Consider the following 13,794-nt stretch of genomic DNA (forward strand, 5'->3'; position numbering starts at 1 on the left):
TGGCCTGACGCAGCGGGAGCCTGCCCATGAACCCCGGCATCTACGACGTGGTCCACCGTCGCCGTGACGTGCGCGCCCAGTTCACCGGCGCGCCGATACCAGAAGACGTCATCCACCGGATCCTGACGGCCGCGCACGCCGCGCCCAGCGTCGGGCTCTCCCAACCCTGGGACTTCATCATCGTGGCGGACCCGGCCGTCCGGCACGCCTTCTACGACCACGTCCAGCACGAACGCGCCACGTTCACCGCCACCCTCACCACAGCCGCCGCCGACCGTTTCGCCCGGATAAAGATCGACGGTGTACTGGAGAGCAGCCTGTCGATCGTGGTCACCTACGATCCCGACCGAGGCAGCCCCGCGGTCTTGGGCCGACACGCCATCGCCGACGCGGGACTGTACTCGGTCTGCCTGGCCATCCAGAACCTCTGGCTGGCCGCCACCGCCGAAAACCTCGGCGTCGGCTGGGTCTCCTTCTACCGCGAACCGCATCTGCGTCAACTGCTCGGTATCCCGACCGGGATCCGGCCCGTCGCCTGGCTGTGTCTCGGGCCGGTCACCCACCTGGAACCCGTACCGGACCTCGAACAGCACGGCTGGCGCCACCGCCGCCCCCTGGAGACCACGATCCACCACGACCACTGGTGAGCCCCGCAGCGCGTCATCGTAGGTCCACGGCGACGACCCGGGATGGCCGCCGTACTCGTCGTCCCGGTCGGTCATGGTGTTCGACACCGAACCCACCGTCGTCAGCGGAGGCTACGACTCGGCCCGCGCGCTCGCGCCGCGCTGACCCCGACCTCATCCAGGTACAGCCCTCGCCCAACGGGTCCTTGCGGGAAAAGCTCTCGGCAGTATATGCACACGGCCATAGCCACAGTCTCTGGCGCATGGCCCTGGCACGTCCGGCTCCCCCAGCACCATCCGCCTGACATGCAGTATCCGGGCATGTGATCACTTGACTTTCCATTGGCTCGCTATAGCCTAGTGCACATAGATACCACGACTCATCTCACCAACACCGAGGCGATCGTCCTCGGCGTTCTGGCACGCCGACCCGCCTCCGGCTACGACCTGCGGGCGTGGCTCGAAAGGCATGGCATCTTCCTCGGCTACCGGGCCTCGTTGTCGCCGATCTACCGCACGCTGGCGAGGCTGGAGCAACAGGGCCATCTGCAGCACCGGCTCGAGGACCGTCCCGCCGGCCCGGACGCGAAGGTGTACCGGCTGACCGCGGTGGGACGGCGGGCCGTCGTGGCCTGGGCGCGTTCCCCGTTCACGCCGTCACCCCGGCCGATGGACCCGGACTTCACGATCCGGTTCGTCCTCGGCGGGCAGTTCGGCAAGGACATCGCCGTCGAGGTCCTGCGCACGGAGCTGGAGTACCGGCTGAAGCAGAAGACCGGACCGGACATGACGCCCGCGCCTGCCACCGGCCCGATCCCGGAGCTCGACCCGGATTGGTGTGCCGAAGTACAGACCCTGGCCCACGAGCGCGGGTACGCCTCGACGGCCGCCTACATCGCCTGGCTCGAGCTCACCCTCGCCCGTTTGGAGAGATGATGCGGATCATCTACGTCGACGTCGACACCCTTCGCGCCGACCACACCGGGCCCTACGGATACGCCCGGCCGACGACCCCGAACCTCGACCGGCTCGCGGAGCGCAGCGTCGTCTTCGACCACTACTACGCGTCGGACTCGCCCTGCCTCCCGTCGCGCACCGCGCTCACCAGCGGTCAGTTCGGCATCACCAACGGCGTGATCGGCCACTGGGGCGAATCGGCCCGGTTCCGGCTCGACACCGGGCACGGCGCGCCGGAGGAGCGCCCCCTCCTGGGGCAGCACCTACAGCGACACGGGCACTACCTGGCCGCGGTGTCGATGTTCGCCGAGCGGCACCGGGCGTACTTCTTCCTGGGCAACTTCCGTGAGTCGGTACGGGCCACCGACCGGCTCACGGACGAGACCGCGGAGGAGATCAACGAGGTGGCCTTCGACTGGCTGCGCCGGCACGGTCAGGACGAGGACTGGTACCTGCACCTGACGTACTGGGATCCGCACACGGACTACCTGCAGCCGGAGGAGTGGACGCGGAAGGCCGCCGAGTCCGGTCCGGCACCGGCGTGGCCGGACCAGGAGGCCATCGAGGCGCACCACGAGATCTATGGGCCACGGACGGCGCTGGACCTGCACTACGCGTTCGGGCCCCGGACGTCGCCGGTCCCACACAACATGCCGGACGCCATCAACGATCGCGCCGACTTCGAGCACCTCATCAACGGGTTCGACGGCGCGATCATGTATTGGGACCATCACTTCGGCAAGCTGCTGGAGCTGCTCCAGGAGCTGGGGATCGCCGACGAGACCGCGATCATCGTCAGCGCCGACCACGGTGAGTCTTTCGGTGAGCACGGGTCGTACGGTGAGCACGGCCTGGCCAGCGAAGAAGTCCACCGCCTGCCGCTGGTGTTCCACTGGCCCGGTGTGACCGACCACCTCCGTGACGACCAGCGCCGCAACGACGCGCTGCTCTACAACATCGACCTCGCGCCGACGCTCTGCGAGCTGCTCGGCATTCCCACCCCGGCCGGCTGGCAGGGCGAGTCGTTCGCCGATGCCGTCCGCGGCGAGGACCACGCGTCCCGCGACTATCTGGTGCTGGGCCACGGCGCGCACACCTACCAACGCTCGGTCCGCACCCGCGACCACCTCTACACGCGCACGTACCATCCCGGTGCCTTCATGGCCGAGTGGGAGCAGCTGTTCGACATCACCGAGGACCCGCACCAGACCCGCGACCTGTCGCCGTCGCACCCGGAGCTCGTCGACCACATGCGCAGCCTGCTGGCGGAGTGGTGGAACTTCTACGCCGCCGCCCGGTGCCCAGCCCGACCCGATGCTCACCACGCTCGAGAACGGACCGTCGCTGTACAACAACCCGGTCAGGTATGCCGAGCATCTGCGCCGGACCGGCCGGGAGCACCTCGCCAAGGACCTCGAAGACCGAATCGCCACCGCCGCCGGCACGGTTCCGGTGTCGTGGCACGCGAGCATGCCCGGTGATTATGGGATCGGACGCTTCGCCGCCCCAGGGCAGCGGCGACCGATCCATCCCGGACCGGGCCACGCTCAAGCGGACTGACCGCCGGAAACAGGGCACCCACCGACGTACGCCCGGGTGCCACGGCACAGTTCTCCACCACTCTGATGAGCCGCTCGCCTCCCCAGGTTGGCCGGGAAGCGCCGCTTTCTGGGATTTTGACGGCTAGGGTCGCTCTCGGGGACGGCCGCGGGGGCACGGGTGGGCAAAAGGAGAATGCGGTGACGGGGGACGAACCGCCGGCGGTAGCCGCCGCTGGAGATCTGAAGCGCGCGGACGACCGCCCGAGCGGGACCGGAATCCGGTTGCGGGCGGAGGCGAGCGGGAAGGCCCGGATCTACCAGGCCGGCCGCGACCTTTACGTGCGGGAGGCCGGACCGCCCGAGCTCCGTCCGGTCTCCGAGGTCGCCGCGCCCTCGCCGCTGATCAACATCCCGCGCCGCGACCGGTTCATCGGGCGTAAAGCCGAGCTCACCCGGCTTGAGGACCTGCCGTCGAATAAGGCGGCGATGGGCGTGCTGCACGGCCTCGGCGGCGTCGGTAAGTCCGCCCTCGCCGCGCACTACGCGACCTTGCCGGCCAGGACTGTCAACCCGGTGTGGTGGGTCACCGCCGACACCCCCGCCGGGTTAGAGTCCGGACTGGCCGAGCTGGCGGTCGCGCTGGAACCACAGCTGGATGAGGTGCTCTCGCCCAAAGCGCTGGCCCGGCGGGCCATAACGTGGCTGGGCGCGCATCCCGGCTGGCTGCTGGTGTTGGACGATGTCACCCATCCCTCGCACCTCGACCCGTTGCTGAAAAGCGTCCGCGAGGGTGGCACGATGATCGTGACGAGCCGGCTGGCGACCGGCTGGCAGCGCCTGACCCCGTACGTGATGCCGCTGGACGTCCTCGCCATGGACGAGGCGGTCGAGCTGCTCGCCGCGAGCGCGGGAACCGCCGACGCCGACGAGACGCGAGAGTTGTGCGCCGAGCTCGGCTGCCTCCCGCTGGCCGTGGAACAGGCAGGCGCCTACCTGGGGCAGATCGGCACCAGCCCGCGCGCCTACCTTGAACAGCTCACCCGCCATCCGGCCACGGTCTACCAGCAGACCGCCGAGACGACCCTGCCGCAGCGCAGCATCGCCCGGATCTGGCGAGTCACCCTGGACCACCTCGAAGCCACCGGGACCCCGGACGCAGGGGACCTGCTCCGGATTCTGGCCTGGTTCGGTTCCGAGGCGATCCCGCGTGACCTGCTGCAGCCACTGGCCGACGGTCCCGAGCTGAACCATGCGCTGGGCAGGCTGGCCGCCTACAGCCTCATCTCGCTGACGCCAGACGAGATCACCGTGCACCGGCTGGTCCAGGCGGTGGCCCGTACGGCCGACCCCGACGACCCGCACCGGCAGGCCGCCGACCTTGACGAGGCACGGGTGGACGCGACCCGGCTGCTGGGCTCGGCCATCTCCGATCCGCGGGAGGCGTCCGGCTGGCCACGCTGGCGGTCCGTACTCCCCCACATCGCGGCCCTGGCCGATCACATACAGGACACCGACGATTCGATCGAGCAGGCCTATCTGTTCAATGAAGCGGCGGTGTTCCTCCACCACCAGAGCGCTTACGCCGAGGCGGTCTCCTACTATCAGCGGGCCGTCGCCGCGTTCGCCCGCACGTGCGGGCCCGACTCTCCGGAGAACCTCGGCGCCCAGGGCAACCTCGCCGGGGCGTTGATGGAGACCGGCGATGTCACGGGGGCCATCAGCGTGTTCGAGCGGGCCTTGGCCGACTGCGAACGGGTCCTGGGCGTCGAGCACCGCACCACCCTGACCTTCCGCAACAATCTCGCCGCCTCCTACCGTGTGGCCGGCGACGCACGTCGGTCGGTCTCCCTGCACGAGACCAACCTCGCGGACGCGACGCGAATCCTCGGCGGAGACGACCCGGACACCGTCCTGTTCCAGACGACGCTCGCGAACGCCTATCGCGAGACCGGACAGATCCGCGCGGCGGTCGAATTGCACACCAGGGTTCTGGAGAACATCGAAAGGGAGCAGGGCCCGCTTCATCTGCACGCCTTGACCGCTCGCAACGACCTGGCCCGGGCGCTCGCCGAGGCCGGTGAGCCGGATGCGGCCATCGAGGTGCTCGAACGCGCACTGGAACTGCACACCGATGCGCTGGGAGAAGGACACCCGCAGACTCTTTCCTGCCGCAACGGCCTTGCCCTGGCCTATCAGGACGCCGGGAACTCCGGACGCGCCATCGAGTTGCATGAGCTGAACCTCGCCGCGCAGACCCGGATGCTCGGACCCCGCCACCTCCACACGCTCTCCACCCAGGGCAACCTCGCCGGCGCCCACCTCGCGGCGGGGAGAATCGACAAGGCCGCGGAACTCTTCGAGCGGACACTCGCCGAAGAACTGCAGGTCCTCGACGACGACCACCCGAACGTGCTCTCAATCCGGAACAGTCTCGCCGTGGCCTACCGGACCATGGGCGACCCCCAGCGAGCCATCACGCTGTTCGAGCGGAATCTGGCGGTGCAGCTCCGCGTCCACGGAGAGAACGACCCGCGCACCCTGGCGACACGTGTTCATCTGGCGGTCGCCGTCGCCGACACCGATGACATACGGTCGGCGATCCGATCGCTGAAGGGCGCCCTGGACGACTACCGGCGGATCCTGGGAGATGATCACCCGCAGGTGCTCGGCACCCGCGACGACCTCGCAGTCGTCTACGAGAAGGCAGGCGACTCACGCCGAGCGATCAGAATGTACGAACAGAACCTGAAAATCTGCCTTGGCGCATTCGGCCAGGATCACCTCCAGACCATTCGCGCAGCGGTTCACGCCGGCACGGCCCACGCCAACGCAGGCGACCCGCACACCGCGGTCCGGCGATACGAACACGCGGCGGCGAGCGCGGAGCGTACGTACGGGGCCGGCCACCCGACCACGCTGGCGATACGCGGAAGACTCGCCGAAGCCCTGCGGGCGTCCGGGACCCCGCTCGCGGCCATGCCCGTCTACGAGCACCTGGTCTCCGCCCACGCACAGGCGCTCGGCGCCGATCACGAACAGACCCTGCTCGCCCGGGACGGTCTGGCCCTCGCGCACCTTGAGGCAGGCGATCCGCGGGCCGCGGTGGATCTCCTCAGGCCGCTGGCGGAGACCATGGTCAGGGTGTTCGGCGCGGACCACCTCAGCACGTTGGCGACCAGACACCACCTGGCAGTGGCCTACTACAAACTCGGCAACACGCGGCGAGCCGCACGCCTCCTGAACGAGGTCGCCGCCGATTGCGAACGGGCGCTGGGCCCAGATCACCCGCAGACACTCGCGGCTCGAACCAACGGCACGCGGGTCAACAAGGCCACAACGGCGTAACCCGGCTACGCGTCCGTGGCCACCTACGGCCACCGTCGTTGACCATCTGCGACCGGTACGCGACCTTCGGTCACCGGCCCTGCCCGCCGTCTACCACCGGTTTTCACCGTCCACCGGCAGCCGGCCGCCGTGCCGCCGGGTGACCCGAGCCACGGGTTCTGCCCGCCCGACTCTCCGCCCGCTCTTTTCATTGGATGCGGCCGCCGCTACAGTTGCTAAAAGTAGTGACATGAGCACTCAAAGTAAGGAATGTTCATGACGGGGAAGGGCAAAGAACAGGCCCGGTTGGGCGAGGCGCTCGTCTACGCGGCCGCGGGGCTCGCCGACCTGGGCATCAGCCGGGTCCGGGAGTTGTCACGGCGATCAGATCTGGGCGACCAGGCCAGGGAGGGATGCCGGGAGCTGGTCGCCCGCGGAGAGTTGTCGCTCAACCGGCTCAGGCACCTCGCGAACGCGCCAGAGCCCTATTTCGAAACGCTGGCCCGGCGGGCCGCCGACCGGGCCGATCGCGACCATGCATGACCATGAGCTCTTCAAGGCCCGGGTCGACCGGATCCTGGAGACCGTCGTCGAGCAGGAGATCGCCGAGCTGATCGCGATCGACGAGGTGCTGGCCCCGGTGGCGGAGCAGGTCCGGTCGGCCGTGATGCGCGGCAAACGGCTGCGGGCCGCGTTCTGCTACTGGGGATGGCGAGCGGCCGGCCAGCCGGACCGGGATGCGGCCGTCAAGCTGGCCGCGGTCATGGAGCTCGTGCACGCTGCGGCGCTCGTGCACGACGACGTCATCGACGACAGCCCCACCCGTCGCGGCATCCCTTCGGTGCACGTCGCACTGCGCTCGGTGGCCTGGCCCGATTGGCGCGGGTCCGACGAGTCCCGCCAAGGGGCCGCGCTCGCGATCATGGTCGGCGACCTGCTCATCGCCATGGCCGGGCACCTGTTCGCCGACTGCGGCCTGCCCGCCGGCTACCTGAGGCAGGCGCGACCGCTGTGGTCGGCGCTCACCCGAGAGCTGATGGCGGGCGAATGCCTGGAGATCCTGGTCACCGGGGAACGCCCCCGGCTCGAGCGGTCGATGAAGATCAACCGGTTGAAGACCGCCAAATACACCGTCGAGCGCCCGCTCCAGATCGGCGGCGTCGTCGCCGGGGCGCCCGACTCGGTCCTGGGGGCCTTCACCGCGTACGGCGTGCCGCTCGGCGAGGCGTACCAACTGCGCGATGACCTGCTCGGGGTGTTCGGCGACCCGCGGACGACCGGCAAGTCCAACCTCGACGACCTGCGTGGCCACAAGCCCACCGCCATGCTGGCGCTGGTCCTGGACGAGGCCGACCCGGAGACCCGCCGGGCGCTGGGCAGCCTGCTGGGCCGTCGTGATCTCGGCGAGCAAGATCTGCAGACCATCCGGGAGATCATCGACAGCACCGGAGTGCCGAGCCGTATCGAGTCGATGATCAAAGGACGGACCGCCGCCGCGCTGGACGCGATCCATCGCGCGAGGCTGCCTTCCGACGCCACCCTCGCGCTGACCGATCTGGCCGACGCGCTGCTCGACCGAGCCGCCTGACCAGCCACCACGCACCGGGAAAGGGCCGAACCGCCATGTACACCGACCAGACCATGGATCTGCTGCGCAGCCAGGGCGACCCTCTCGCCGACGCAACCGTCGAGACGCTGTTCGAACGCGGCGAGGTCGAGAAGTTCAACACCCTGATGCGCTGGTTCACCACGTCCGGCCATGAACTGCCGGACGGCATACCGGAAGCGGCACGCCAATACCTGCAGGAGACCGCCGAGCCGCCCGCGTGGATCGACTGGGAGATCATGGAACGGGCCCGGCTGTTCTTCATCGACAACAACGTCCATATCTCCACGGCGCTGGCGTTCGCCTCGATGCCGCTGTCGTACGCGGTCCCGCACGTGGCGAAGCTGCTGAGCGCCACCCACAGCCTGGAATACCCCGCCCGACGGATGTCCGAGACCGGGCAGTTCGTGGTTTACCTGATGCGGTCCGACGCTTTCGAGTCCGGAAGCCGCTTCATCCCCGCCGTCCAGAAGGTACGGCTGCTGCACGCATCGGTGCGCTACCACCTGCGCCGGAAAGGTCTGTGGAACGAGGCGGTCCACGGGGTGCCCGCGTGTCAGGAGGACATGATCGGCGGGCAGATGTGCTTCTCGATCTACGTCCTGGACGCCCTGCACCGGCTGGGCATCCACTTCAGTGAGGACGACGCCGAGGCCTACTACTACGCCTGGCGTGTCGTGGGCGCGATGCTCGGCTGTGACCCTGAGCAGAGCCCACCCGACCTCACGGCCGCCCGCGAATGGTCGGACCTCTACATGCTCCGCAGCCTGGGCCCGTCCGACGAGGGCGTCAAGCTGACCGAACAGCTGATCAGACTGTACGAGGGGGTCGTCCCGGGTACCTTCTTCGACCCGGTCGTCGCCGCCCTCATCCGCTTCCTGGTCGGCGACACCATCGCCGACTGGCTTCAGGTTCCCGCCTCTGGTGCTTGGGACCGGGTGGCACGGACCTCTCCGGTGATGTTCGACTTCCTCGAACGCATCGAGGACAGCGGTCCCTGGGGCGAGTGGGTCGCCGACAAAGTCGGAGCCGTCGTCGCCAACCTGGAGCTCAGCTCCCTCACCCGCGGTCGCGTCATGCACTACGCCATCCCCCCGCAGTTGAAGAAGGACTACGGAGTCAGGACGCCCCGCCGCCAAAGGTGGCAGCCTCCGCCGCCTTCCGCGCACATCACCCGAAGGTCGGTGGGCAGTCTGGGCGCCGTCTGAGGACGGCGCCTGTTTCCCGAAACCCGTGCGGTTGGGCCTTCCCATACCGCCCAGCCGGCCCCTCGCCGCCCCGAAGGCAGTGCGGCGAGGGGCACGGTGCGGGTTCAGTACAGGTGGACCGGGAGCGAGGCGGGGCCGCTCGTGGTGAACGAGGTGTACCTCACCTCGGACCGGTCGACCGCCATGCGTAGCTTCGGGAAGCGCCGGTACAGCGCGGACAGGCCGATCCTGCCTTCCAGGCGGGCGAGCGGCGCGCCGACACAGAAGTGCGGCCCGTGCCCGAAGGCCAGGTGGGCCCGCTGGGTGCGGGTGATGTCGAACCGGTCGGCGTCGGCGCCGTGCTGGGCCGAGTCGGTCCCTGACAGGGACAGCAGCAACGGGGCGCCGGCGGGCAGGTCCACGCCGGCCAGCGTGGTGTCCTGGGTGGTGAACCGGAAGACGGCCATCGGCACGGAGGGGTAGCAGCGCAGTGTCTCCTCGACCACCTGTTCCCACAGGCCGTCCCGGATGGCGAGGTCGCGCTGGTCGGGGTGCGCTGACAGGCCCACGACGGCGTTGTCGAGCAGGTGCATCGTGGTCTCGTGCCCGGCGATCACGAACAGGAAGAGCATGCCGGCGAGTTCGTCGTCGGAGAGGGTGACCTCGCCGTCCTGCTGCACCTTGATCAGCATTGAGGTGAGGTCGTCCCGCAGGTCGGCGCGCCGGCGTTCGGCGAACCGGGCGAGGTAGCCGACCATCGCGAACTGCGCCTCGACCGACTGGTCGCCGGCGCTGATCACCGATTGGGTCCAGTCCCGCAGCGGTGCCCGGTCCTCCTCCGGGATGCCGAACAACTCGCAGATCACCTTGATCGGCAGGGCCTCGCCGAAGGCCGGGACCAGGTCCACGCCGTCACCGGCCGCGGCCAGATCGTCGAGGAGCTCGGCGGTGATCTCCTCGATGCGGGGGGCCAGAGCCGCCACCCTGGAGGGAGTGAACGCCTTGTTCACCATCGTGCGCAGCCGCCGGTGGTCCAGGCCGTCCGCGGTCGCCATGTGGTCGGCCTCGATGAACGGCCGGAACGGCCAGTCCGCCGGGATGCTGCCGTCGTGCAGCGCGGGCCAGTTGCGGGCGTGGCGCGCGTACGCCTTGTCGTTGGCCAGGACCTCGTGCGCCGCGGCGTGCGTGGTCACCGCCCACGCGCAGACTCCGCCGGCGAGCTCGATCGGCACGACCGGCCCGATGTCACGGAGCCGCGCCTGAGTGTCGTAGATGTGCTCTGTCGGTACCGGGACCGGCTGCGGAGCCACCTGTTCCTCCAGGGGGAAGGCATGGAACGTTCCGACCTCACGGTCCGATCATCGTTGATAAATGCCTGGAATGCGAGGCTTCTACCGATTCCGCGACATAGCCGCGTCTCCGCCGACGACATCCGCGCGATGGACACGGTCGTGGCGGTGGATCCGTTGACAGCGACGGCGGCGCTCCTAGCCTTCGACTTCCAGTCCGACCTGCACGTCATCGACGCCGCTCCAGGCGTCATGCCCTTCGCGTCCGGGTTCACCCTCGGGCACGAGGCCGCCGGCCGGGTCGCGGCCGTGGGAGCGGCCGTCACCGGAATCGCCGTCGGCGATGCCGTGGTGGTGTACGGACCATGGGGGTGCGGGCGCTGCCGACGCTGCTCGGCGGGCCGGGAGAACTACTGCGACCGGCGAGCGACGCTGACCTGGGCCGGGATGGGACTCGGTCGTGATGGAGGGATGGCCGACTACGTCCTCGTGCCGTCCGCCCGCCACCTCGAGACGATCGGCGACCTCGATCCCGCGCAGGCGGCACCGCTCTCCGACGCCGGACTGACCCCGTACCACGCGATCCAGCGACGCCGGCCCTGGGCGAGGGATCGACGGTCGCGGTCATCGGGGTGGGCGGCCTCGGGCATCTCGCCGTCCAACTTCTCCGGGCCCTGACTCCGAGCCGGATCCTGGCGATGGACGTACGAGAGGAGGCACTCGCCCTCGCCGACCGCTGCGGCGCCCATCTGAGCACCCGGGCGTCGGCCGACACCGGCCGGGTCCTGCGGGCGGCGGCCGAGGGCGACGGCGTCGACGTCGTGCTCGACTTCGCGGGCACCGACGCGACGCTCGCCCTCGGCGCGAGCAGCCTCCGCGCCGACGGGCGACCTCGTGCTGGTCGGCAGTGGAGGCGGCCGGGCTGGCCCTCCGGAGACCACGCCCTCACGGGTTCAGGGGTTGCTGACGCGCCAGACGGAGTTGGCGGTGGGGAAGGTGGCGTGCAGGCTGGGGCAGCCGAATATGGTGCCGGTGGGGTCGGTGGTGGAATCGGAGCCGGTCAGGGACTTCCAGGTGCCGTTTTCTCGTTGCTGGATATCGCTGGCGGTGAAAGAGCTTCCGGCGGTGTCGCCACAGATGTAGGGGCGTCCGGTGGAGGGGTTGGTGGCGGAGTAGACCTCGAAGGCGTCCCAGCCGAAGTTATAGACGCCGTTGGGGCCGTGGGAGGTGAAATAGGGATCCCACTTCGATGTCGTGAAGTTGTAGAGCACCATCTGCCAGGTGTTGGTGGCCGCGTCGGTCTTGTCGACCATGACCCGGTAGGCGCCATCGCGGACGTAGGTGGACTGGAAGGCGGAGTCCATCACCGTGAGCTTGCCGACGGTTTGGCTCTGGCACCAGTCCCAGGCCCAGATCACGGCGCTGTCGTGCAGGTAGGCGGTGGTGTCCTCAATGCAGGCGTTACCGGAGGGGTACATCGTGGGCGCGTAGATGACGTCGCTGCTGTTCGAGGCGCGCAGGTTCGGGAGGACCGAATGGGTGGCGGAGACGCCGGTGGGATTGTTGCCGGCCGTGGGGTAGACGGCCCAGAACTGGTGGCCGTCGTCGTCGGCGCGGACCGCGGACGGAGGGCTGTGCCGAGTAGGAGCGCCGCGCCAGAGGGCGTGGCGGCTGCGGAACTGGGCGCGTTGCGCGGGAGTTAACCAGTTCGCGGCGGCGCGGCCGGTGATCCCGGGGACCGGGTGCGAAGAGACCGGGGCGGACAGGACCGGGTCGGTCACGGCGGGATGGGGAGACGGCGTGCTACTGGAGGCGCCGGCCGTGGGGATGGCGGCGAGGCAGAATGTGAGAGCGCCGGCCGCGATCGTCGCGGCCAGTCCTGCCTGCCGCTTCGTCTCACGGTAATGTCCGAAGGCCCTCATTTCAGGCCCCGAATGGAAACGATTGCGCGGGGGGACAACGTAACGACCTCCTGTTCGCAGGTTCGTGAAATCGCGTGTGCTGCGGCACGGTCAAGAGCCGGAAGCGTCAGTGAGGCGGGGTGGGCTTCGCGCAGCGTGACGCGATGGCCGGCGAGAAAGCCGTTCCGCGGGCGCGGGGACGGGACGCGGCACCGTGGCATGGCAGCCACGCATGGTCGCTCTCCTCTGGCGGGGGTGAGGACGGGGCGGGTCGTCAGATATCGGTCATGTGAAAGGCATGGGGGCAGGGCAGCCGGTCGTCGCCGGCAATGGGTTCGCGGCTGGGTGAACGAGACGGTAATTGGCGGGCATCGCCGGTTCTAGGCCCAGCTCAACGCTCGCCGGACAAGCTGTTATCGACGCTGGACACCCAGGTCAGCGATTCGGCAGGTCGTGGGGCGGCACTTCGCTGGAATCGCGCAGCGGCGGGCGGAGAAAACGGCCTCGGGGAGAGTGACGATTGCTGAAAGATTCAGACCCGCCACGACGAGTTGGGGAGCGGTACGGCCGTCAGGGCGCGTTCTGCGGTGCCAGCCACGGGGAGACGCGATCACGATCGAGGAGCTCAGGCTTGGCGAGCTGATCCAGCATGAGGTGCACCAAGTCTGCCGCGTCCTGGGTCCACGCGTAGCACTGCTCTTTGCCTCCGCACTGGATCGCGGCGCGGCTCTGCGCCACAGCGACGATCGCCGGCGCGTCGGCCCGGACCTGCTCGCCGTCCGCGGCGGGGTCCCGCAACGGTGTCCCGGCCGCCGCAGCAACACCGGCGATGTCGGACAACTGGTCGTGCAGCCACTCCCAGGGTGTGGCTTTGACCTCGTCGGCCCAATGACGTTCACACGGCTCGACACCCTCGAAGCGCGGATGGAAGTGCGCCGCCTCGAACCCTCCGCGCACGCCGTCGACGCGATCGAAGAGATCGGCTCGCCACAGCGGCTGATCCGCCACGATCCTCTGGGCCGCCGACTCGGTCCCGCGATGTGGCTCGGGGCTTCGCAGGCGCAGCTCGATGCGCACCCCATGCTCGAGGTGACTGTCCTCGAGGCTGACCTCGAACCAGTGCCGGATGAGGATCGCGATCTCGTTGTAGACGAAGGCGTGTAGCACCGCACCGCTCCTCAACGATCGTCGGGTGGCCGCCCAGGCGCAGGGCCACGACCAGTGGTCGATCACGGTCGGCGCCCGGACCGCCGAGGCAACAGATCATTCTTTTCACGCCCCACCCGACGCGCGCAATCACCGCCGCCGCGCGGTCAAGGATCAGACCATGGTGCTATCGGCCGGGCGGCGCCGGCGTGCCCCC

11 protein-coding genes and 1 pseudogene are annotated in these 13,794 nt (G+C 69.2%); 9 read left to right on the forward strand and 3 right to left on the reverse strand.

Annotation, left to right across the window (positions count from 1 at the left end; genetic code table 11):
• The first annotated feature begins 26 nt into the window (after positions 1-26).
• The 7 genes from bluB to ACYVF7_RS29670 all read left to right on the forward strand — a co-directional run bounded on the left by bluB (position 27) and on the right by ACYVF7_RS29670 (position 9,262).
• Entirely contained in the window at positions 27-647 is a 621-nt protein-coding gene (bluB, locus tag ACYVF7_RS29640) for a 5,6-dimethylbenzimidazole synthase (RefSeq protein ID WP_460347220.1), read from the forward strand.
• Between the two features lie 339 nt (positions 648-986).
• Positions 987-1,562 carry a PadR family transcriptional regulator gene (locus ACYVF7_RS29645; protein WP_460347222.1) on the forward strand — a complete coding sequence of 192 codons (576 nt, stop codon included), beginning with the start codon at positions 987-989 and terminating at the stop codon, positions 1,560-1,562.
• Positions 1,559-3,064: a sulfatase family protein gene (locus ACYVF7_RS29650; RefSeq protein ID WP_460347224.1), complete on the forward strand. Its 1,506-nt coding sequence runs from the start codon at positions 1,559-1,561 to the stop codon at positions 3,062-3,064. Before ACYVF7_RS29645 ends, ACYVF7_RS29650 begins: the two co-directional genes overlap by 4 nt.
• Before the next feature lie 258 nt (positions 3,065-3,322).
• Complete coding sequence (locus ACYVF7_RS29655; protein ID WP_460347226.1) at positions 3,323-6,469, forward strand: tetratricopeptide repeat protein; 3,147 nt, start codon at positions 3,323-3,325, stop codon at positions 6,467-6,469.
• 255 nt (positions 6,470-6,724) lie between these two features.
• On the forward strand, positions 6,725-6,991 hold the full coding sequence (locus ACYVF7_RS29660; protein ID WP_460347228.1) for a hypothetical protein: 267 nt from the start codon (positions 6,725-6,727) through the stop codon (positions 6,989-6,991).
• Positions 6,984-8,036, forward strand: coding sequence for a polyprenyl synthetase family protein (locus tag ACYVF7_RS29665; protein WP_460347230.1), 1,053 nt, complete (start codon positions 6,984-6,986; stop codon positions 8,034-8,036). The genes ACYVF7_RS29660 and ACYVF7_RS29665 overlap by 8 nt, the downstream gene beginning before the upstream one ends.
• 35 nt (positions 8,037-8,071) lie before the next feature.
• Complete coding sequence (locus ACYVF7_RS29670; RefSeq protein WP_460347232.1) at positions 8,072-9,262, forward strand: oxygenase MpaB family protein; 1,191 nt, start codon at positions 8,072-8,074, stop codon at positions 9,260-9,262.
• Between the two features lie 104 nt (positions 9,263-9,366).
• Here the strand turns inward: ACYVF7_RS29670 and ACYVF7_RS29675 are convergent, their stop codons facing one another.
• Positions 9,367-10,551 (reverse strand): cytochrome P450 family protein, encoded by a 1,185-nt coding sequence (locus ACYVF7_RS29675; protein WP_460347234.1) that lies wholly within the window; start codon positions 10,549-10,551, stop codon positions 9,367-9,369.
• A 147-nt stretch (positions 10,552-10,698) separates the two neighbouring features.
• Between ACYVF7_RS29675 and ACYVF7_RS29680 the strand changes: the two genes are divergently transcribed.
• Together ACYVF7_RS29680 and ACYVF7_RS29685 are read left to right on the forward strand one after the other, a co-directional pair.
• On the forward strand, positions 10,699-11,208 hold the full coding sequence (locus tag ACYVF7_RS29680) for an alcohol dehydrogenase catalytic domain-containing protein (RefSeq protein ID WP_460347236.1): 510 nt from the start codon (positions 10,699-10,701) through the stop codon (positions 11,206-11,208).
• A 20-nt stretch (positions 11,209-11,228) separates the two neighbouring features.
• Positions 11,229-11,360, forward strand: a pseudogene (locus ACYVF7_RS29685) (NAD(P)-dependent alcohol dehydrogenase); the annotation flags it as partial.
• Between the two features lie 123 nt (positions 11,361-11,483).
• Here ACYVF7_RS29685 and ACYVF7_RS29690 read toward each other — a convergent pair.
• Together ACYVF7_RS29690 and ACYVF7_RS29695 are read right to left on the reverse strand one after the other, a co-directional pair.
• Positions 11,484-12,311: a hypothetical protein gene (locus ACYVF7_RS29690; protein ID WP_460358638.1), complete on the reverse strand. Its 828-nt coding sequence runs from the start codon at positions 12,309-12,311 to the stop codon at positions 11,484-11,486.
• 690 nt (positions 12,312-13,001) lie between these two features.
• Positions 13,002-13,664, reverse strand: a complete 663-nt coding sequence (locus tag ACYVF7_RS29695) for a hypothetical protein (protein ID WP_460347238.1) — start codon at positions 13,662-13,664, stop codon at positions 13,002-13,004.
• Positions 13,665-13,794: the final 130 nt, after the last annotated feature.

Source organism: Actinoallomurus acanthiterrae, from assembly GCF_054775715.1.

Excerpts from the sequence above, each read along its gene's own strand:
- ACYVF7_RS29650 (WP_460347224.1), top strand. The coding sequence starts at position 1,559 with ATGATGCGGATCATCTACGTCGACGTCGACACCCTTCGCGCCGACCAC.
- ACYVF7_RS29670 (WP_460347232.1), top strand. The coding sequence starts at position 8,072 with ATGTACACCGACCAGACCATGGATCTGCTGCGCAGCCAGGGCGACCCT.
- bluB (WP_460347220.1), top strand. The coding sequence starts at position 27 with ATGAACCCCGGCATCTACGACGTGGTCCACCGTCGCCGTGACGTGCGC.
- ACYVF7_RS29665 (WP_460347230.1), top strand. The coding sequence starts at position 6,984 with ATGCATGACCATGAGCTCTTCAAGGCCCGGGTCGACCGGATCCTGGAG.
- ACYVF7_RS29660 (WP_460347228.1), top strand. The coding sequence starts at position 6,725 with ATGACGGGGAAGGGCAAAGAACAGGCCCGGTTGGGCGAGGCGCTCGTC.